The 18,970-nt window shown below is 57.3% G+C and carries 17 protein-coding genes and 1 pseudogene; 10 read left to right on the top strand and 8 right to left on the bottom strand.

The genetic code is table 11. From position 1 onward, the window contains the following. Window positions 1-4: 4 nt before the first annotated feature. Together ACEWZM_RS04040 and ACEWZM_RS04035 are read right to left on the bottom strand one after the other, a co-directional pair. A complete protein-coding gene (locus ACEWZM_RS04040) occupies window positions 5-1,705 on the bottom strand; it encodes a capsule biosynthesis protein (RefSeq protein ID WP_414005222.1) in 1,701 nt (566 codons plus the stop codon). Next, on the bottom strand, window positions 1,683-2,342 hold the full coding sequence (locus tag ACEWZM_RS04035; protein ID WP_414005221.1) for an ABC transporter ATP-binding protein: 660 nt from the start codon (window positions 2,340-2,342) through the stop codon (window positions 1,683-1,685). The genes ACEWZM_RS04040 and ACEWZM_RS04035 overlap by 23 nt, the downstream gene beginning before the upstream one ends. Window positions 2,343-2,632: 290 nt before the next feature. Between ACEWZM_RS04035 and ACEWZM_RS04030 the strand changes: the two are divergent. Together ACEWZM_RS04030 and ACEWZM_RS04025 are read left to right on the top strand one after the other, a co-directional pair. After that, window positions 2,633-3,225 (top strand): annotated as a pseudogene (locus ACEWZM_RS04030) (uracil-DNA glycosylase family protein). Further along, complete coding sequence (locus ACEWZM_RS04025) at window positions 3,222-4,019, top strand: SseB family protein (protein ID WP_414005220.1); 798 nt, start codon at window positions 3,222-3,224, stop codon at window positions 4,017-4,019. The pseudogene ACEWZM_RS04030 and the gene ACEWZM_RS04025 overlap by 4 nt, the downstream one beginning before the upstream one ends. A gap of 94 nt (window positions 4,020-4,113) precedes the next feature. Here ACEWZM_RS04025 and yghU read toward each other — a convergent pair whose 3' ends face one another. After that, the gene (gene yghU, locus ACEWZM_RS04020; RefSeq protein WP_414005219.1) at window positions 4,114-4,995 is read right to left on the bottom strand and encodes a glutathione-dependent disulfide-bond oxidoreductase; all 882 of its coding nucleotides are present in this window, start codon (window positions 4,993-4,995) and stop codon (window positions 4,114-4,116) included. Between the two features lie 357 nt (window positions 4,996-5,352). Here yghU and ACEWZM_RS04015 point away from each other — a divergent pair, with 357 nt between their 5' ends. Next, window positions 5,353-5,871, top strand: coding sequence for a YHS domain-containing (seleno)protein (locus ACEWZM_RS04015; RefSeq protein ID WP_414005218.1), 519 nt, complete (start codon window positions 5,353-5,355; stop codon window positions 5,869-5,871). A 140-nt stretch (window positions 5,872-6,011) separates the two neighbouring features. Here the strand turns inward: ACEWZM_RS04015 and ACEWZM_RS04010 are convergent, their stop codons facing one another. After that, window positions 6,012-6,611, bottom strand: coding sequence for a GcrA family cell cycle regulator (locus ACEWZM_RS04010; protein ID WP_414005217.1), 600 nt, complete (start codon window positions 6,609-6,611; stop codon window positions 6,012-6,014). 313 nt (window positions 6,612-6,924) lie between these two features. Here ACEWZM_RS04010 and ACEWZM_RS04005 point away from each other — a divergent pair, with 313 nt between their 5' ends. After that, complete coding sequence (locus tag ACEWZM_RS04005; RefSeq protein WP_414005216.1) at window positions 6,925-7,761, top strand: ABC transporter permease; 837 nt, start codon at window positions 6,925-6,927, stop codon at window positions 7,759-7,761. Here the strand turns inward: ACEWZM_RS04005 and ACEWZM_RS04000 are convergent. Next, window positions 7,743-8,717: a DMT family transporter gene (locus ACEWZM_RS04000; RefSeq protein WP_414005215.1), complete on the bottom strand. Its 975-nt coding sequence runs from the start codon at window positions 8,715-8,717 to the stop codon at window positions 7,743-7,745. The genes ACEWZM_RS04005 and ACEWZM_RS04000 overlap by 19 nt on opposite strands. Window positions 8,718-9,007: 290 nt before the next feature. Between ACEWZM_RS04000 and ACEWZM_RS03995 the strand changes: the two genes are divergently transcribed. Beyond that, window positions 9,008-10,192, top strand: coding sequence for an aspartate aminotransferase family protein (locus ACEWZM_RS03995; protein WP_414005214.1), 1,185 nt, complete (start codon window positions 9,008-9,010; stop codon window positions 10,190-10,192). A gap of 107 nt (window positions 10,193-10,299) precedes the next feature. After that, window positions 10,300-11,226 (top strand): ornithine carbamoyltransferase, encoded by a 927-nt coding sequence (argF, locus tag ACEWZM_RS03990; protein ID WP_414005213.1) that lies wholly within the window; start codon window positions 10,300-10,302, stop codon window positions 11,224-11,226. A 113-nt stretch (window positions 11,227-11,339) separates the two neighbouring features. On the opposite strand, the gene ACEWZM_RS03985 is transcribed toward argF, so the two are convergent. The 3 genes from ACEWZM_RS03985 to hrpB all read right to left on the bottom strand — a co-directional run bounded on the left by ACEWZM_RS03985 (window position 11,340) and on the right by hrpB (window position 16,069). Next, on the bottom strand, window positions 11,340-12,821 hold the full coding sequence (locus tag ACEWZM_RS03985) for an inorganic phosphate transporter (protein WP_414005212.1): 1,482 nt from the start codon (window positions 12,819-12,821) through the stop codon (window positions 11,340-11,342). A gap of 90 nt (window positions 12,822-12,911) precedes the next feature. Continuing rightward, complete coding sequence (locus ACEWZM_RS03980; RefSeq protein WP_414005211.1) at window positions 12,912-13,370, bottom strand: NUDIX hydrolase; 459 nt, start codon at window positions 13,368-13,370, stop codon at window positions 12,912-12,914. Between the two features lie 194 nt (window positions 13,371-13,564). Further along, window positions 13,565-16,069 (bottom strand): ATP-dependent helicase HrpB, encoded by a 2,505-nt coding sequence (hrpB, locus tag ACEWZM_RS03975; protein WP_414005210.1) that lies wholly within the window; start codon window positions 16,067-16,069, stop codon window positions 13,565-13,567. A 138-nt stretch (window positions 16,070-16,207) separates the two neighbouring features. On the opposite strand from hrpB, the gene meaB reads away from it, so the two are divergent. The 4 genes from meaB to ACEWZM_RS03955 all read left to right on the top strand — a co-directional run bounded on the left by meaB (window position 16,208) and on the right by ACEWZM_RS03955 (window position 18,899). Continuing rightward, window positions 16,208-17,245, top strand: a complete 1,038-nt coding sequence (gene meaB, locus ACEWZM_RS03970; protein ID WP_414007949.1) for a methylmalonyl Co-A mutase-associated GTPase MeaB — start codon at window positions 16,208-16,210, stop codon at window positions 17,243-17,245. A 325-nt stretch (window positions 17,246-17,570) separates the two neighbouring features. Next, complete coding sequence (gene rpmB / locus ACEWZM_RS03965; protein ID WP_414005209.1) at window positions 17,571-17,861, top strand: 50S ribosomal protein L28; 291 nt, start codon at window positions 17,571-17,573, stop codon at window positions 17,859-17,861. A 157-nt stretch (window positions 17,862-18,018) separates the two neighbouring features. Further along, window positions 18,019-18,375, top strand: coding sequence for a DUF2946 family protein (locus ACEWZM_RS03960; RefSeq protein ID WP_414005208.1), 357 nt, complete (start codon window positions 18,019-18,021; stop codon window positions 18,373-18,375). Between the two features lie 53 nt (window positions 18,376-18,428). Next, window positions 18,429-18,899: a copper chaperone PCu(A)C gene (locus tag ACEWZM_RS03955; protein WP_414005207.1), complete on the top strand. Its 471-nt coding sequence runs from the start codon at window positions 18,429-18,431 to the stop codon at window positions 18,897-18,899. The last annotated feature ends 71 nt before the right edge of the window (window positions 18,900-18,970 follow it).

Raw genomic sequence — 18,970 nt, 5'->3', positions numbered from 1 at the left:
GGCGTTATGACGAAACCTGTTCTCGGAGGATGGACGCAGTAAGCGAGCACATCAGGTAGATACCGGAAAAGATCAGGAATGCCAAAATCGTATTTTCAAACCGGCGGGGATAGGACGCTTCCTGGCTGGGAACGGGTTCTACCGCCGTCGTGAGGTAGCGCACCTGGCGGTTTGCCTCCATGCGAGTCTGTTCAGCCTGTTGTAGGGCAGATTGCAGCATCAGATCTCGGGTTGCGAGATCAGCCTGCGCCATCTGGATCTGTACGGTCAGGCTGGCCAGCGAGTTTTCGCCTGCCGAGGCATCAACCATGCGATCATTCAGCCGTTGGATCAGGCTGTTCAGCCGTGCAATATCGGCACGGGCGCCATCGACCTTGGCTTGATTGGGGCGGGTATTGTCCAACAGCGCTGCCAGCTCGAGTTCTTTCTCCTGACGTTGCAACTCAAAGGTACTGATCTGCGAGCGCAATGATATGATCACGCCTTCGGGATCAAGCACGGTGCCGCGTTGTTGTAGCCGCACCAGTCTTTCCTGTGCGTCCCGGCGTTTGCCTTCTGCCATGTCCAACGCGGTTTCCGCATCGCCAACCTGGTCCGAACGTTTTTGCACCGACAGTTGGTTCACCTTTTCCTGAGCGTAGCTGATCAACTTGCGTGAGAACTCCGCTGAGACTTGCGGATCTGCTGCAGTGACCTCCATACGAACCACACCTTCGGTTGGGTCGTAGCCAATCTTCACATGGCGTGAATAGGTTTTGTAGGCATCTTCATTGGTTGGGGCGGTCTCCAACCGTTGGATCGGGTCGATCCACTCTTGTGTGAAATGCGATTTGAACCCGATCTCGCGATCCAGACGCAGCATCGCTTCTTTGGATTGCAGGTAGCTTTGTACAGCAATGGAATCCTGACTGGTGGCAAACTGTGTGCCACTGAGCAGCCCGCCAAGGCCGCCACCGCCACCAGCGCTATCGGCCTTCAGAACGAGGAATTCGGACTTTGAGGCATACATTGGCGTGGCAACATTGTAGAAGTAATACCCGGCCAACAAGGTTGGCACCATAACGAAAAATGCCAACCGCGCGCTAAGCAGCAACAACCTGCGACGGCGGCGGCGTGCGATATCGCGTTGAATTTGCTGAATTTCACGATTTCGGCGTTCCGCCGGGCTTATCTCGGTTGCTGGTAGAGAAATCTGGTCGGACGGTACCGTTTGAGGCAGCTGAACGCTTTCCGGTGCTTCTGGTGCGCCATCTGGATGTGCGGTATTCCGCTCTACAACCAATTCCAGCATATTGGCGCGCTGGAACGGATCGATGCCTTTCATCCGTAGCTGACGCACTGCATCGAAATCTGATGTGGCTGGCAGGTTGTTTTTTTGCGCGATCCGGCGGGCGATCCGCAATTGACGCCCGGTTAGCCCCTCTTTGCGGATGTCATCCAGATCAGTTGACGGCTTGTCATGGTTCTTTGCTGCCTTTTTGGTGTCACGCACTGGTGTCGCTTCGCTTGCGGGTGCGGCGGAGGTCTCGCTTGGTGCTTTTCTCGCCTCATGCTGTGATGTCGTTGCATCATGCGCCATTTGTGCAGTCGTCGCCATTGTCATCTCTGCATCGGGTGGTGCCACAGGTGTTGCTGCGGCAGGCTGGACCGCAGTGTTGCCCGTACGACGGACGCGGAATTTCTTAGCCTTGGGTTTGGTAGTCATAGAGCTGCTTCGCTTCTTCCAAGGTTTCAAACATATGCAGGTTACCATCGACCAGTACTGCTGCCGAACGGACGAATTTTTCCAGCGTTTTGGGCTGGTGTGACACCATGATGATGGTGGTGGTCTCAAGCCGTTCCTGAAGGATCGCGCCGGCTTTCTTGTTGAAATCCACATCGGTGGTGCTGGGCATCCCTTCATCAATGAGGAAGATGTCGAAGTCCAGCGCTAGCATCAGCGCGAAACTGAACCGCGCCCTCATGCCAGATGAATAGGTGCCAACAGGTTGGTCGAAATATTCCCCCAACCCACAGAGCCAGCGGCAGTACGCCTCCACATAATCGGGGTCCAGGCCATAGAGGTTGGCAATATAGCGGGCATTTTCCATCGCTGACAGGCGATTGATCACCCCCCCCATAAAGCCCAGAGGAAACGAGATACGGCATCCGCGGCGAATTTCGCCCTCATCGGGTTTTTCCAGCCCTGCCATCATGTTGATCAATGTGGTCTTTCCGGTCCCATTGGGGGCCAGAACCCCCATAGATTTACCCAGGTCAACGCGAAAGGACACCCGGTCAAGGATCACCTTGCGCTGGGTGCCGGTCCAGTAGGACTTGCTCACATTTTCAAACTCAAGCATCGCGGTTTCCGGTGCTGCTCTCGGCCCCATTCAGGGGCGTCTGGTCCTCTAGAAGCGCCAGGCGGATCCCGGCTGCTTTATGTCTGCTCTAACAGATATGTGTTAACGATATAGGCTGCTATTTGGACCACATTATGTCCAATTTTTGTAGGTTTTACCAACGCCCTCTTAATCAGATGACACAGCTTTGATCTCATCTTGGTGCGCTTGTGCAGTAACAACCGGGCTATAACGACAGATGTTTTGGGTAGCAAAACGAGGCGAGCGCGGCAGATGGTAGGGTGACAAATATGACGACAGCGGCTGGCTCGAAGCAGGAAATTCGCGCCTGTCGTCTTTGTGCTGAGCGGTTTTCTGCGACTGCTACAAGACATAGCCTGCGGCCAGTTGCCTGGTTCGACCGGCCCGCTCGCATATTGATCGGGGGGCAGGCCCCTGGTACGCGAGTGCATGAGAGCGGACGGCCGTTCACAGCCCCTTCCGGCGACCGGCTCCGGGATTGGCTAGGGTTGAGCGAGGCACAGTTCTACGATCAGTCTTTGGTTGCTATCGTGTCCATGGCCTTCTGTTTTCCGGGGAATTCTGCAAAAAAACCGATCTGCCTCCGCCAGCGGTATGCCGCACCACATGGCACCACCGGGCTATGAGAATGCTGCCTAATATTGGGCTGCGCGTATTGGTCGGTGCCTATGCACACAGCGACCATCTGGGACGAAAAGAGCCGGTGCAGGCGCGCGTCGAGGGTTGGCGAGACCATGCGCCACATGACTTTCCCTTGCCACATCCGTCCTGGCGCAATACCGCATGGCTGAAACGCAATCCCTGGTTCAAGACCGATCTGCTGCCGGTACTGCGCGCCCGGGTTCAGGAGCTGATAGAATGATAGATGCCACCCCTCTGGATACCAGCCATGCCGCGATGTTGGCAGCGCCACAGGACGACGCCACGCGTCTACGTTTCTACGAACGGCTCGCCGATAGCGAATTGTTTTTGATGCTTGCAAAGGAGTCGGAAGGCGACACCATTGCTCCTGAGTTGTTTGAGACATCAGATGGTACCTTTGCGCTGGTTTTCGATCGCGAAGACAGGCTGGCGGAATTTGCGGGCCGTATCGTGCCCTATGCTGCATTGTCAGGACGGGTCGTTGTGCAAATGCTGTCAGCTCAGGGATTAGGCCAAAATATCGGTCTTGGCGTTAACCTTGATGTGGCTCCCTCGGCGATCCTGATACCGGCGGAGGCAGTAGCCTGGCTGCACGAAACTCTCGGCCAGGCCCCGGCAGAGGTGGATGCCGAGATTGAGGCGATTAGTGCGCCGAAGGGCCTGCCAGAAGTGTTGATCACTGCTTTGGATACCAAACTGGCCACCGCAGTTGGGTTGGCCAAATCCGCCTATCTTGTCGGGCTGCACTACCGAGGCGGCGGGCAAGGGCATCTGCTGGGCTTTGTTGATTCCATGGACGCCGCCCAGCCCGCCTTGGCCAAGGCTGTGGGAGAAGCGCTGACATTTTCGGGTATTGAGGCCGGTGCATTGGATGTTGGATTTTTCGCCAGCAGCGATGTGATGGCGGCCCGCCTGGCGCAGACGGGACTGCGGTTTGATTTGCCGCAACCGACAGAGCCGACGACGCCCTCCGCGCCGGGCCGTGATCCCGATACACCGCCACGGTTGACCTGAGTCGGCCGACTGTGTGGCTAGAATGAAAACATCGCGACCCGAGAAGGCCGCGATGTTTATTTGTCGTTAGAGGCGGGGTGGACCCGCGCATGCATCAGCTCTCGGCGTCTGCCGGTTCCAGCTTGTCCTGTGTTTTGGTGTCAAAATCAGACGCGCTATGGCGTTCACGCAGCTGGGTATGCAATTCGCCGAAGGCCCGGTTGACCATACGCCCACGTGATACCGCCGGACGGGCGTCGATCTCCTTGGCCCAGCGAACCATATGCGTGTAGCTCTCGACGTCTAGGAATTCAGCCGCTTCATATAGCCGTCCCAGAACCAACTGACCGTACCATGCCCAGATCGCCATATCGGCGATGGAGTAATCAGCGCCCGCGATATAGCGGTTCTCGGCCAATTGGCGATCCAAGACATCCAGCTGACGCTTGGTCTCCATCGAAAAACGGTTGATTGGGTATTCGTATTTTTCTGGGGCATAGGCATAGAAATGACCAAAGCCACCGCCCAGATAGGGTGCGCTGCCCATCTGCCAGAACAACCAGTTCATCACCTCTGCCCGTGCAGCGCCTTCTTTGGGCAGGAAGGCATCGAATCTCTCAGCCAGATGCACCAGGATCGAACCGGATTCAAAAACCCGCACCGGCGCATCGCTACTGCGATCCATCAGCGCTGGGATTTTGGAGTTTGGGTTCACATCAACAAAGCCAGAGCCAAACTGATCACCTTCGCCTATATTGATCAGCCAGGCGTCATATTCTGCGCCGGAGTGCCCTGCAGCCAGTAGCTCCTCCAGCATCACGGTGACCTTCACCCCATTGGGCGTCGCCAGCGAATAGAGCTGATAGGGATGCTCGCCCACCGGCAGTTCTTTATCTTGGGTGGCGCCAGCGATGGGGCGGTTGATTGAGGCGAAGCGTCCGCCGCTTTCCTGTTCCCAGGTCCAGACTTTTGGCGGTGTATAGGTTGTGTCACTCATCTCTTAGCCTTGTTTTGAAGGTTTTTTTGAATGTGTTAGGCAAATCTTTCTGACATCGGTGGTGGCTCGTCCAAGTCTGGAAGCAACACCGTCTTCTGCAGAACATAAGCGGGCTGAGAGAAATTCCAATGACTGGAAGGTCTGTCTCGAACACTTTTTCTTGACGAAGCGCGTAAATAACGGGTGCCTGTAACAAATCCGGGCTTCAGATCACAGTGGCTCCGTATCGGACACAGGGCCGTGAGGCCCCCTTCGCATCTTCGCAGATGCGCATATTGTTGAGCCAGCCCGGCCGTTCCGGTCGGTGTTCAGCCTCTTCCGGGCGTTTACGCCCCGGACCCTAGAAAAGGATAGTTTATGAAACGCGTTCTCTTTGCCGCCCTTGCTGCCGCATCTTTCGGTCTGCCTGCATTTGCCGGTGACCAGTATGTAGATAGCACCGGTTTTGCAGTTTCCGGTTATGACGTTGTAGCCTATCGCGATTTGGCACAGAATCCGGTTGGGGCTGCTCAGCCTTCTGCGGTTCCTGGTAATGCGGCCTATACCGCTGAGCACAACGGTGCCAAATTTGCGTTCTCCAGTGCCGAGAACCGTGACAAATTTGCAGCTAACCCCGACTACTACGCGCCTCAGTACGATGGTCACTGCGCTTTTGGGGTGTCCAAGGGTGGCAAGGTTCCGGGCAACCCGAATCTGTGGCGCATCATTGATGACAAACTGTATTTGAATATCACCAAGAACGTTGTTGGATTCTGGGAAGAAGACATCCCCGGAAACATCAATCTCGCAGAAGGCAACTGGCCCGAAATCGAACCTGCAGATGCCTCCAAAAATGTGATTCCAAACTTTACATCCGTGGCTCCAGCAAAGGGCTGATTTCGCTCATACCCGGATCATATGGGGGAGGCGACGTAGGTTGTCTTCTCCTCATAGAAAAACAGCGCCCCGGAGCTGACCGGGGCGCTGTTTTTGTTTTGAGACGACAATGTCGGATCAGTGTCCAACAGGATCGCCGTTTACCGTTTGCGGTCGCGGCGTGCACTCATGGGCTGGAACGCGACGCCGACATGCGCTTCGCAATATGGCTTGCCCTGTTGAACAGGCAGGCCGCAGAACCAGAAATCCTCGGTCGCAGGGTCGCCTACGGGCCATTTGCAGGTCCGTTCGGTCAGCTCCATGAGGCCCAGTTTTTTGGCCTTTTTCTCGATCTCATTGACCTTTGCCAGCGCTTCAGGGCTGATTTCATTGGCCGAGGGCTGCGGCGGAAGCGGCTGGCCCGCCGGGATGATCTGGCGGCGCGCCGGCGTGGACGGCTTTGCATCAGCCGATGCAGCAGGCTCTGGCGTTACCGGACGGGCCGGTTCGGTCTTGGGCTGCGGCTTTGGCTTGGCCGGCGCTGCAGCTTGCGCCGGTTTCGGCGCTGCGGCTGGTTTTTCCTTGGGCTCGGCTGCGGGCTTTGCCGTACCGCTGTTGCGATTGGACAGTCCCAGGCGATGCACCTTGCCAATAACAGCGTTCCGGGTCACTCCGCCCAGTTCCTTGGCGATCTGGCTTGCAGATTGCCCTTCGCCCCACATTTTCTTGAGCAGTTCGACGCGCTCGTCTGTCCAGGACATCTGTTGCCTTTCCAAGCTAAAAGCGGCCCCAGGAACCTGCGGCCGCCATCGAATTCCGTAACAAGCCTCTATTCTAATCACTGCGTGGGGAGTTACAAGAGCGTCTTGCGCTTGCAAGCCTGCAACGGTGCTGCGTTGCTATGAAATGGGTGAAAGCCGCTTGCCCTGCAAGAGGGACCATGGTTTGAGACGGTGCAGTACGAAACAGGGTAGGGATCGACGAGGCCCGGTGAGCAGACGATTTCGCCGTGACCGGGGATAGACATAGAAATGGCCCCGGGCGTAAGCCCGAAGATTACTAAAGAGGCGCGATATGGCACAGGATACACCACCGCACATGGTTGAGATCGGAACTGGCATTGCGCTGGGCGAGCGCCGCTTTGGGCGGGTGAATTGGCTTGGTCTGCGAACCTTGGCCCGGCGCGAGATTACACGGTTTTTAGTGGTCTGGACCCAGACGCTTCTTGCGCCGATGGTCACCGCCGCTTTGTTCCTGATGATTTTCAATATTGCGATCGGTCCGGGGCGTGGCACTGTCATGGGTGTGCCGTTTATTGTGTTTCTTGCACCTGGCATCATGATGATGACAGTGATCCAGAACGCTTTTGCCAATACCTCGTCTTCGATTGTGATCACCAAGGTGCAGGGTAATATTGTTGATACCCTGATGCCGCCGCTTTCGGGATTTGAGATCTTGCTTGGCTATCTGGCTGGGGCTGTTGCGCGTGGTGTACTGGTAGCAGTGGGGCTCGGCGTTGGCATCATGCTATTTCTGGGTGTGGTGCCTGAATATCCACTGGTGGCACTGCTCTTCATAGTGCTTGGTGCGTCGTTTTTGGGGGCTCTTGGCATTGTTGCCGGGGTTTTTGCCGAGAAATTTGACCAGATGGCGGCGATCACCAATTTCATCGTTACACCACTCGCCTTTCTCTCGGGCACCTTTTACTCGGTCGAAGCCCTGCCGCCGGTGTTGCGGACCCTGTCCCACCTCAATCCGGTTTTCTACCTAATCGACGGCATGCGATTCGGTGTTATTGGCACGTCCGACAGCTCACCTTTGCTGGGGCTGGTGATCTGCAGCCTGTCCAGCCTTGGGATTGGGACCTTGGCGTGGGTGATGCTGCGCAGTGGTTACCGGCTCAAATCCTGATCAGCCTTTGTGCCGGGATCCAGATGCAGGGTAGGCGGCCGTTGTCGCCCCTCGCGCCAGGCCAAAAGTGCCGCCCCGTTCAGAATGATGACCGCGCCCAGCACCGTGATCGCATCCGGTGTCGCGGAAAACACCGCATAATCATAGATCGCTGCGAAGATCAGCGTCGCATAGCTGAACGGTGCAACAAAGGACGCATCCGCCCGGGCCATGCCATTGACGAAACACCCCTGTGCACAGGCCATCATGCAACCCAGCATGACCATCAGGGCCCATTGTTCTGCGCTCGGAGGCTGCCAGAACGCGAACACAGCAATGCAGGCAATCAGACTGCCAAGCAAATTGTTCAGCCATAGGATCTGTAGCGGTCGTTCGCGCCCCGCCAACCGTTTGATGAAAATCAGCTCAAGCCCCATCACGGCCGCTGCCGTCAGCGCGAGCAGGCTGGCCGGCTGAAAACTTGCAGGCGTTGGTCGCAGCAGCACCATTGCACCCACCAATGCAATTACCGCGGCGGCCCAACGCCAGGGACCAACTCGCTCTCCAAGCAATGGGACGGCGAGGATCATGGCAAATACCGGGTTGAGGAAGGTCACTGCCGTGGCATCCGCCAGTGGGATGTAGGCGACCGAGGCAAACATCAGGGTCGCCCCCATCCAGCCGAAACTGGTGCGCCCGATATGAAGCCCCCAATTGGGGCGCGTCAACTTGGGGCGTCGCAGGCCGACCAGCATGCTGATCGCCAGAAATGCAAATATGAACCGCCCAAAGCTGATCTGAAACGGGTGCAGCGGCGTGCCAAGAGCATCTGTGCCCAATGCTTTCGCAATCAGGGTGGTGCCGGCGATAAAGACCGTTGCGAGCAGAACAAGGGCGGCAGCAAGTGCCGGGTTTTGACGAGTACCGATCATATCGCGCAGCGTTGCCCGCCTCAGCAGATAAAGGCAAGCCGTCATCGACCATAAGCTCTTTGGTGGTTGCGCGAGGGCAGTCGTGATCGGAGCGTCTGGACGCTCGAATTGATAGTTGATTCTGACAAATAGTCTTTTCTTTTCTCAAAACCTCCGTTATGGACGCTGCCATGATCAACGCTGCACATATCACTTTGCTGCGACGCCGACGCCACAGCGCGTAATCGGCCCCGATCCCCCGTGTCTTATGCAGGCACATTTGATATCCAAAATCGTTGACCCTACGGCCTTGCTGCGTCACTGCTTGGCCCATTCTGTCCAAAAGGAAGATCCCGATGATCCCGTCCGTTCTGCCGACTTACAATCGTGCCCCCCTTAGCTTTGTGAAGGGCGAGGGCGCCTGGCTGATCGAGGCAGACGGGCGACGTTTTTTGGATCTGGCGGCGGGCATTGCTGTGAACGCGCTTGGCCATGCGCATCCGGCTCTGGTCAAAGCTTTGACCGAACAGGCGGAAAACCTCTGGCATGTTTCTAATCTCTACCACATTCCCCAACAACAGGCGCTGGCGGACCGGCTGGTTGAACATAGTTTTGCCGATACCGTCTTTTTCACCAACTCAGGCACGGAATCTTGCGAACTTGCCGTGAAAATGGCGCGTAAGTACTTCTATGAGAAAGGCCAGCCAGAGCGGGTTGAGATCCTGACCTTTTCCGGTTCTTTCCATGGCCGTTCGACTGCCGGTATTTCTGCAGCGGGGTCAGAGAAAATGACCAGGGGCTTCGGCCCGATGTTGCCGGGGTTCACACATCTTATGTTCGGTGATTTGGACGGGGTGACTGATGCGATCAGTGACCAGACAGCCGCGATCCTTATCGAACCGGTGCAGGGTGAGGGCGGCATTCGACCTGTTCCTGATGCAGAAATGAAGGCGCTGCGCCAGATCTGTGACGAAAATGGCATTCTGCTGATCCTCGATGAGGTTCAATGCGGCGTTGGCCGGACCGGCAAGCTGTTTGCGCATGAATGGGCCGGGATCACGCCGGATATCATGATGGTGGCCAAGGGCATCGGCGGGGGGTTCCCGCTTGGCGCGGTGTTGGCAAGGGAAGAGGCCGCATCCGGTATGACTGCTGGCACTCATGGATCGACGTATGGTGGCAACCCGCTTGGCTGCGCAGTAGGCTGCGCAGTAATGGACCATGTCACCGATCCTGCGTTCCTGGCGGAGGTCAACCGGAAGGCGGGCCTGCTCCGCCAAAAACTCGAAGGTCTGGTTGCTGGCCATCCGCATGTCTTCGAAGAAGTACGCGGATCAGGTCTTATGCTGGGTCTGAAATGCGTGGCAGCCAACACTGATGTGGTTGCTGCCGGATATGAGGCTGAGGTGGTGACGGTCCCTGCCGCTGACAATGTGATCCGTTTATTGCCGCCGCTGACACTCTCCGATGATGACATTGCAGAAGCTTATGCGCGGCTTGAACAGGCAGCCACCGCAGTAGAGGTCAAAGCGGGCGCTTAGGTGTATCTTTCCAGAAATACTCACGGGCTGCAGGGCTGGCCCTGCATGGCTCTTCAGCACTTTAAGGTCTCCGCCAAGACCTAAGATCAACGAAAGCGACGTTCGACATGAAGCATTTTCTCGATATCCATAAAACTGACGCAGGTGATCTGCGCACTATCATCGATCAGGCCAAAGCCACCAAGGATGCACGTCTTGGACGCCCCAAGGCGGCACTGGATGATGATTTGCCACTAAAGGACCGCATGGTCGCGCTTATCTTTGAAAAGCCATCCACACGGACGCGGGTCTCTTTTGATGTCGGGGTGCGTCAGATGGGGGGGCAGACCATGGTTCTGTCGGGCAATGATATGCAGCTTGGTCATGGCGAAACCATTGCCGATACCGCCCGAGTGCTGTCGCGCTATGTGGATATGATCATGATCCGGACCTTTGATGAAACCGTTCTGACGGAAATGGCGGAATATGCCGATGTGCCGGTCATTAACGGTCTCACCGATCGCACTCATCCCTGTCAGATCATGGCCGACGTGCTGACCTACGAGGAACATCGCGGCCCTATCAAGGGTAAAAAGGTTGTCTGGTGCGGTGATGGTAACAATGTCTGCGCTTCCTTCCTCCATGCTGCAGCACAGTTCGAATTTGACTTGACATTTGCAGGCCCCTCGCAGCTCGATCCTGAACCGGATTTCGTGGGCCTTGCGCGCAAAGCAGGCTCGCAGGTGATCATCGAACGCGATGCGCAAAAGGCTGTCGAGGGCGCTGATCTGGTGGTGGCTGATACCTGGGTGTCGATGCATGACAGCCAGTCTTCAAAGGAGCGTCGTCATAATATGCTGCGCGGCTATCAGGTGAACGATGCCTTGATGGTGCATGCGAAACCTGACGCGTTGTTCATGCACTGCCTACCGGCCCACCGGGAGGAAGAGGTGACTTCCGCCGTTATGGATGGCCCGCAATCGGTGATCTTTGATGAGGCCGAAAACCGTTTGCATGCGCAAAAAGCGATCATGCGCTACTGCGTAGGCGGTTAATCTGTCGAACTCGCGCGCCGAAAGGCGCGCGATGTATTGCTATTTTGATTGCCCCCGTTCAGCAATTTTCTGGGCGGGGTTTCGCGTTTCCGAGGAGAGCTATCCTGTGTGGATCACATGATGATTGCGGTCAACATCAGGAATACGCAGCCCGACAACAACGCAGCGGCCGGGACAGTGATGATCCAGGCGGCGGCAATCGTCATAAAATGGCTGCGGCGCACCAGCTTACGTCGGCGACGTTCTTCCGGTGCTATGCGCAGGATCTCGGGCCGTACAGCTTTGCTGTTACGCAGACGGCGCTCCATATGCCATTCGCGGAAAAATCCGACACCAAAGACCGCGCCCACTGCGATATGGGTCGATGATACCGGCAACCCCAGCCAACTGGCCACGATCACCGTGATCGCAGCTGACAGCGACACACAATAGGCGCGCATTGGGTTCAGCTTGGTGATCTGGCTACCAACCATGCGGATCAGCTTGGGTCCGAAGAGAAAGAGGCCAAAGGAAATGCCAAACGCGCCGATCACCATGACCCAAGTTGGTATCGCCACCTTGGAGGCTATGTCGCCGAACTCTGCGGTGTGTACAATCGCTGCAAGCGGGCCCACTGCATTCGCCACGTCGTTGGCCCCATGGGCAAAGGACAGTAGGGTTGCGGATATCACCAGCGGGATTGAAAACAGCACTTTCAGCGATTTGTTGCGGTTCTCTAGCCCCTCGGACTGGCGTTTGATCAAGGGCGCGGTCACCACATAGCTGAGACCACCAACAACTGCCCCGATCAACAGTGCGATCTCGAGATCGATCTTGATGATCCGCTTCAGACCTTTCAGCGCGAGATAGGAGGCAAAAGCCCCTGCCATGATGCCCACCAGAACCGGCACCCAGCGTCGCGCGGCGGCAATCTTATCATCTTGGTATATGATCTTGGCTTTGATGAAGGCGAGGAACCCGGCGGCAATCAAGCCGCCCAACAGCGGCGAGATCACCCAGCTCGCGGCGATCTTGCTCATTGTGGGCCAGTTCACTGCGCCAAACCCCGCCGCGGCAATACCTGCCCCCATCACGCCACCCACAACGGAATGGGTCGTCGACACAGGTGCGCCGATCCAGGTTGCAAGGTTGACCCACAATGCCGAGGAAATCAGAGCGGCCATCATCGCCCATATGAACATTTCAGAGCTGGCAACCCCAGCGGGATCAATGATGCCTTTGGAAATAGTCGAGACAACATCACCGCCCGCCAGCAGCGCTCCGGCGCTTTCGGCGAGGGCCGCAATAACGATGGCTCCACCCATGGTCAGCGCATTGGCACCCACTGCCGGGCCCATGTTGTTGGCCACGTCATTTGCGCCAATGTTGAGCGCCATATAGGCCCCAAAAGCAGCTGCCGTGATCACCACAAAATTTGAAGGTGCAGACCCAAGAAACACTGCGGCGCCGACACCTGCCAACGCGATAAAGACCAGTGCAATGCCCGGCGCAACAAGCGGTCGAGACACATAAGAAGTGGCCAGTTCAAGTTGAGAGATCCGGTTAAGATCCCGGTCCAGTGTTTTCCACTGCGGTCGCTGAGGTGCGTCGCTCATTGTCTCGATCCCGATTCAAATTCCGCGCACGCGCCTAGCCTCCCCTCTGCTGCCTTGCAAGGGGGGCGTCATATTTATGTCATGAAACTGTTACAAATTTCGCAGTAAATCGCGCAACTGCGGTTCGGCAACCAGTTCCGCTGCAGCCTTTGGCGATATCCATTTACGAACCCGTTCGGATTGCTCGGGATAGTCATCCGCCAGCTTGGTTACTTCAGCTTTATACACCAACGTATGTAAAACTTCTTTGGCACCATTATCCTGCGATTTCACATATTCGTAGCTGCCGATTGGCTCGCCTTCGATATGAGCTTCACGTACCCCAGCCTCTTCCCAGGCTTCCTGCAACGCGGATTGCGCGCCGTTCTTACCCTTGATGGGCCAGCCCTTCGGCAGAATCCAGCGGCCGGTGCCCCGGCTGGTAATCATCAGAACATCCTTGCCCTGCGCACCATTACGATAGCACATGGCGGCTACTTGCAGCCGGTTTGGTCGAAAGAACATAGGCCGGAGATACTCCTCCCAGGCACTGGACATGATATGTTTCATTGCTGCTCAGCTTTCTAGCACCTGCCGGATCTGTCTTTCGTGACAGTTCGGTGCATTTTTGCTTTGCAACGATTTTGGCATGTTGCGGCAAGATTTCAAGAGGAGTAGGGGGGTGAATCCCATGAATTTCGCTGATTTCGCTGTAATTTTCCGTGAAATAGTGGGGAAATTACACGTTTTGACGTCAATTTGGGCTATTTTCGTGGTTTCGCCCGCAACGTCGGGTCGGCTTGTGTGGGGTCCTCCGGCCAAGGATGTTTGGGATATTGCGCCCGCATGTCTTTACGTACATCTGCATAAGATCCAGACCAGAACCCCGGTAGATCACGGGTAATCTGGATGGGACGCTGTGCGGGCGAAAGAAGCGAGACTTTTAGTGCGACACCGCCCACCGTTGGATGCCGGGTGACGCCGAACATCTCTTGCAGTCGGACAGAGATTTCGGGGACCGCTTCGGTATAGTCAATTGGTACCGTGCGGCCCAGAGGTGTGGTGAAATGCGGTGGTGCCAGTTGGTCCAGTCGCTGCGTTTGCTCCCAGTTCAGTGCTGTACGTAGGGCGGGCAACAGATCAAAGCGTTTCCAATCTTCCTGGCTGCGCACGCCGCCCAACATTGGGAGTAGCCAGTCTTCAAGTGTGGCAAGCAGGGCAGTCTCGCTGAAATCAGGTAGGTCTTCGCCTGCCTCCTGCAACAGGCGTACCCGCGCCACGAAGCGCGCAGCTGCGCCCGTCAATCGCAGACCTAGCTCGCGCACACCGTCCAACATGGCCGCGGCAACTGTCTCTGCCGGGATATCTTTCCAAATGTGGTCCTCCAGCACGATGGCGCCCAGGCATTGCTGGCGACGCGCTACCACCCGGCGATCTCGCTTAGACCAGGCACAGGTCAATAGCGGTTCGATCTGTGCGGAGAATTCGTCGCGTAATTCCGACAGCGTGATTGGAGCAGCCAGACGCAGCCGTGCCTCACGCGGGTTGCCGTCGCTGTCCAGCCCCACCAGAAACGGAGTGGCAGCCAGACTATCTTCGAGTGGCAGGATCGCGCCCTTCCCGCCGGACAGCACATATCGGGGTGTGTCACCTTTGCGCCGTTGACCGATCCGGTCGGGGTAGGCGGCAGCGGCCATTACAGCAGGGCTTGCAGTTGATGTTTGTGATCTGTTGCGGGCTTGCTGCGTCAGCCGCTTGGCCTCCGCCCTGATGCGATCCAGCGTGGGGATGTTCAATTGATAGTTTCTGCGTCGTTGAAACCCTTTGGCATCACGCAGGGCCTCCAACCGCAGGGCAAGATCCACCGGCGCGCCACGCAATGGGTCGCGTTCTGCCAGCAGCGCTGCCAAAGGTGCGGCGGCGGCACCGAAACGTTGCAGCATATGCCCCAGGCGCGGATGCAGCGGCAGTTTGGCCAGTGCTTTGCCATGAGGGGTGATCCGCCCGTCATCGTCCAGAGCACCTAGCAGTCCCAGCAATGCCTGTGCTTCCTGCATCGCGCCCGCGGGCGGTTGTGTCAAAAAGGGCAGATCACCCGGACGCGCCCCCCATAGAGCGAGTTCCAGCGCCAGTGCTGTAAGATCGGCCGCTTGAATTTCGGGCGGCGGAAATGCTGCAAGAGCTCCTTCTTCACCCTTGGTCCATAAGCAGTAGCTGACACCGGCCGCCACCCGGCCGGCGCGGCCCTGTCGTTGGGTGGCCTCGGCGCGAGTGACCCGTTCAGTGATCAGCCGCGACATACCGGAACCGGGATCAAACCTGCTGCGCCGGGCCTGCCCCATATCCACAACCACGCGGATATCTTGGATGGTCAGTGACGTTTCAGCGATTGAAGTCGCCAGCACCACCTTGCGCGCCTGCGGATCAGGCTGGATCGCGGCGCGTTGCTCGGCAAAGGGCAGGGCACCAAACAAGGGGCGCACCACGCAATCACCGGGCAGTCGGCCTGCCAGTGCCGCAGCTGCCTTGCGGATTTCGCCTTCGCCGGGAAGGAACACCAGTATACCGCCACCTTTGGCCTCGGAGCCGCCTCTCCCACTTGATCCTGTAGGACGTGTCTCCGCCTCGGCGCGCAGCACTAGATCGACCAGTGCATCCAGACGCCGGGGCGCCCGCCCGCTGCGGCTGTCTATGGCCAGTGGAACCTCCAGCCAGCGCCTCTCCACTGGATAGCTGCGCCCCTCAGATGTGATCAGCGGGGCTTCCATCAGCGCGGCTACCGGAGCTGCATCGAGCGTTGCGGACATCGCTAGCAGGATCAGATCCTCCCGCAGTGCGCCTGCGACCTCGAGACAGAGGGCAAGACCAAAATCGGCATTCAGAGACCGTTCGTGAAACTCGTCAAAGATCACGGCACCAATACCCGGTAAATCAGGATCGGATTGTAGCATTCGTGTCAGGATGCCTTCGGTGACCACCTCAATTTGCGTCGCAGCGCTGGTCTTTGCCTCGCCCCGGATGCGGTAGCCCACGGTTTCACCCACAGGCTGCCCCAAAGTATCGGCCATGCGTTCAGCTGCCGCACGTGCGGCCAGACGGCGCGGTTCCAGCATCAGGATGCGGCCTGAACACAGTCCGGCCTCCAGCATGGCCAGCGGCACGCGGGTGGTTTTGCCCGCACCGGGCGGGGCCTGCAACACAGCACGTTTTTCGGCGCTTAGGGCTGCGATCAACTCGGGCAGGGCGTCATCTATGGGCAATCTTGTCATGCCGCCTTATCGCCAATGGCGCGGGTTTGGTCTAGCACCGAGACGACAGGCTTGCGCAGGTAGTAAGCGATGTTCTCTGGACAACCGCCGCCCGGCTGCGCCATCAATGCCCAAACCAAAGAGCGGGAGACAGCCACCATGGCAGCAGCAGGTAATTCCGGTGGATCAGAGAATACAGCCGCAAGCCGGAAGGCTCCGCTGGATATCGATGATCTGGCTGCACGCATTTTGAACGGCGAACGCCGTGCCTTGGCCCGGGCTATTACACTGGTCGAGAGTGGCCGGGCTGATCACCGCGAAGCGACGACCCTCTTGTTGGACCTGCTGGCGCGCGAAAACCGTCAGGCGCTACGTATCGGCCTGTCGGGAACGCCTGGTGTCGGGAAGTCCACTTTCATCGAAAGCTTCGGCATGAAGTTGATTGCAGAAGGTTTACGGGTTGCGGTGCTGGCTGTTGATCCTAGTTCGACGCGCTCCGGAGGCTCGATACTGGGTGACAAGACACGGATGGAATATCTGAGCCGTCAGAAAAATGCGTTTATCCGCCCTTCTCCCAGTCAGACGCATCTGGGCGGCGTCGGCCGCCGATCGCGCGAAGCAGTTGCGTTGTGCGAGGCCGCAGGGTTTGACGTGGTGCTGATCGAAACCGTCGGGGTCGGTCAATCCGAAACAGTGGTGTCGGAGATTTCTGATCTCTTTCTGTTGCTGCTGGCCCCTGCTGGGGGTGATGAATTGCAGGGCGTCAAACGTGGCATTATGGAAATGGCCGACATCATCTTGGTGAACAAGGCCGACGGCGATTTGAAAGCTGCCGCCACCCGGACTTGCGCCGATTATGCAGGTGCCTTGCGATTGCTGCGCAAACGCCCGCAGGATCCTGAAGGTTATCCCAAGGCACTGATGGTCTCGGCTATGGCAAAGGACGGTCTTGGGCGGGCTTGGGATGAGATGCAGGCGCTGGCCGATTGGCGGCAGACCAATGGCCACTGGCAGGGGCGGCGCAGTGAGCAGGCTCGCTATTGGTTTGACGAAGAGGTGCGCCAGGCACTGCTGGCCAGGTTGCAAACCCCATGGGCTCAGTCTCGCATGGCCGATTTGTCCGAAGACGTTGCCGCAGGCCAGATGACCCCGGCAGCAGCAGCCAAGGATATGCTGGCAGGGCTCGGTGTCGGTTGATTCCAGTGTTGCAACGAAGTGGCATGGGAGCAGCCGAGCCAGGCAACAAACGGCACGTAAACGGCAGGATAAACGCCGGATCAGCGCTGGATTTCGCTAGTTTGGCAGGCTAAAAGGGCGTGAACCTTGGTTGCGCGGGTGATCCGTCGGAGTTTCGATAAGGCCTGCCACATAAATCCGTTTCATATGGCTTGACCCTGCACGTGATTCCTCCTAAACGCATCCAACCAGTTTTCGGGCGCAGCCAATGGCCGCGCCCCTTGTAATTTGGTGTCCGAACTCAGATCTTCCATCTACGGGCGCCCCAGATACGAAGGATGAACCTATGTCGCGCCGTTGCGAATTGACCGGAAAAGGCCCGATGACTGGCAACAATGTCAGCCACGCCAACAACAAAACCAAGCGTCGCTTTCTGCCGAACCTGAACGACGTAACCCTGCAGTCCGAGACCTTGGGCCGTGGCATCAAGCTGCGAATCTCCGCAGCAGCGCTGCGCACCGTTGATCACCGTGGTGGTCTGGACGCGTTCCTGGCGAAAGCCAAGGATGATGAGCTGTCCAACAGCGCGCTGAAGGTGAAAAAAGAGATCGCCAAGGCACAGGCCGCCGAGGCTTGATTGCCTGAAACCTAAGCCGTTAGTGGCTGGGAAAAGAATTTGAAACGCCGTGCATGACATAGTGCGCGGCGTTTTCTTTTGTCCTATATAAGGCCTTTGACTGCGTCCCTTTTTCACCTTGTAGTGGCGTGGCCTTGCGCGCATATCTCGCGTCAGGATGACAAGTTTGCGTAGATATCTGGCACTGGCCCTGATTGCGTTGATGGCCGTTACCGGCATCAATGCCAAGGCGGGTATGCGTGATGCTGCGGGTCAGATGGTGATCTGCACTGGTACCGGCCCGGTCATGATCTATCTCGACAGCGATGGTCAACCTGTTTCGCCGCCGATGGACTGCCCTGAGTGTCTAACCTTCGTTGCCGATATAGGGCTAACCTTACCTGAACTTTGGCATAGCATTTTACCGCGACAATTGCCGCGCGAGCTGGGCCGAAGTGCTGAGATAATACCGGTGTTGCGACCGGCAACCTGGGCGCGTGCGCCACCGGACTTTGGAAGTTACCGCGCGATCTAATCGCGCCTCTTTCTCACCAAATTTCAAAGCTTACGTATCAAGGATGTAGTCTCATGACTTTCAAAACCACCTTCGCAGCGGTCATCGCTGCCGCCAGTTTCGCCACTGCAGGCTTCGCTGCCGATGTAACCGTTATGGACTCTTATGCCCGCGTGTCTTCAAAATCCGCCAAAAGCGGTGCGGTGTTCATGATGATCGAAAACACCTCCGAAAACGGCGACCGCCTGATCGACGCGCGCAGCGATGCCGCGAAGTTGGTCCAGTTGCACACCCATAAGGAAGGTGACAACGGCGTCATGCAGATGCTGCATGTCGAAGAGGGCTTTGCCATTCCGGCAGGTGAAATCCACATGTTGCAGCGCGGTGGCGATCACGTGATGCTGATGGGGCTGACAAAATCGCTGGCACATGGCGACAACGTTGATCTTACACTGGTCTTTGAAAAGGCCGGCGAAGTCTCCGTGACTGTTCCCGTCGATCTCGAGCGCAAGCCTGAGCATGGTGAGATGAAACACTCGCACTGATCACCGGTTTGATCCGGAAACGGATCCCGTAATTTCTAGCCAATCCGTTTATCTTTGCTGCACGGGTTGGC

It is taken from the genome of Phaeobacter cretensis (assembly GCF_047372505.1).
Lineage (GTDB): Bacteria > Pseudomonadota > Alphaproteobacteria > Rhodobacterales > Rhodobacteraceae > Phaeobacter > Phaeobacter cretensis.
This window is presented reverse-complemented; position numbering and strand designations above follow the sequence as displayed.

Bases quoted from the DNA above. Each gene is read 5' to 3' on its own strand.
- ACEWZM_RS04040 (WP_414005222.1), bottom strand. From the start codon at position 1,705: ATGACTACCAAACCCAAGGCTAAGAAATTCCGCGTCCGTCGTACGGGC.
- ACEWZM_RS04035 (WP_414005221.1), bottom strand. From the start codon at position 2,342: ATGCTTGAGTTTGAAAATGTGAGCAAGTCCTACTGGACCGGCACCCAG.
- ACEWZM_RS04025 (WP_414005220.1), top strand. From the start codon at position 3,222: ATGATAGATGCCACCCCTCTGGATACCAGCCATGCCGCGATGTTGGCA.
- yghU (WP_414005219.1), bottom strand. From the start codon at position 4,995: ATGAGTGACACAACCTATACACCGCCAAAAGTCTGGACCTGGGAACAG.
- ACEWZM_RS04015 (WP_414005218.1), top strand. From the start codon at position 5,353: ATGAAACGCGTTCTCTTTGCCGCCCTTGCTGCCGCATCTTTCGGTCTG.
- ACEWZM_RS04010 (WP_414005217.1), bottom strand. From the start codon at position 6,611: ATGTCCTGGACAGACGAGCGCGTCGAACTGCTCAAGAAAATGTGGGGC.
- ACEWZM_RS04005 (WP_414005216.1), top strand. From the start codon at position 6,925: ATGGCACAGGATACACCACCGCACATGGTTGAGATCGGAACTGGCATT.
- ACEWZM_RS04000 (WP_414005215.1), bottom strand. From the start codon at position 8,717: ATGACGGCTTGCCTTTATCTGCTGAGGCGGGCAACGCTGCGCGATATG.
- ACEWZM_RS03995 (WP_414005214.1), top strand. From the start codon at position 9,008: ATGATCCCGTCCGTTCTGCCGACTTACAATCGTGCCCCCCTTAGCTTT.
- argF (WP_414005213.1), top strand. From the start codon at position 10,300: ATGAAGCATTTTCTCGATATCCATAAAACTGACGCAGGTGATCTGCGC.
- ACEWZM_RS03985 (WP_414005212.1), bottom strand. From the start codon at position 12,821: ATGAGCGACGCACCTCAGCGACCGCAGTGGAAAACACTGGACCGGGAT.
- ACEWZM_RS03980 (WP_414005211.1), bottom strand. From the start codon at position 13,370: ATGAAACATATCATGTCCAGTGCCTGGGAGGAGTATCTCCGGCCTATG.
- hrpB (WP_414005210.1), bottom strand. From the start codon at position 16,069: ATGACAAGATTGCCCATAGATGACGCCCTGCCCGAGTTGATCGCAGCC.
- meaB (WP_414007949.1), top strand. From the start codon at position 16,208: ATGGCAGCAGCAGGTAATTCCGGTGGATCAGAGAATACAGCCGCAAGC.
- rpmB (WP_414005209.1), top strand. From the start codon at position 17,571: ATGTCGCGCCGTTGCGAATTGACCGGAAAAGGCCCGATGACTGGCAAC.
- ACEWZM_RS03960 (WP_414005208.1), top strand. From the start codon at position 18,019: ATGACAAGTTTGCGTAGATATCTGGCACTGGCCCTGATTGCGTTGATG.
- ACEWZM_RS03955 (WP_414005207.1), top strand. From the start codon at position 18,429: ATGACTTTCAAAACCACCTTCGCAGCGGTCATCGCTGCCGCCAGTTTC.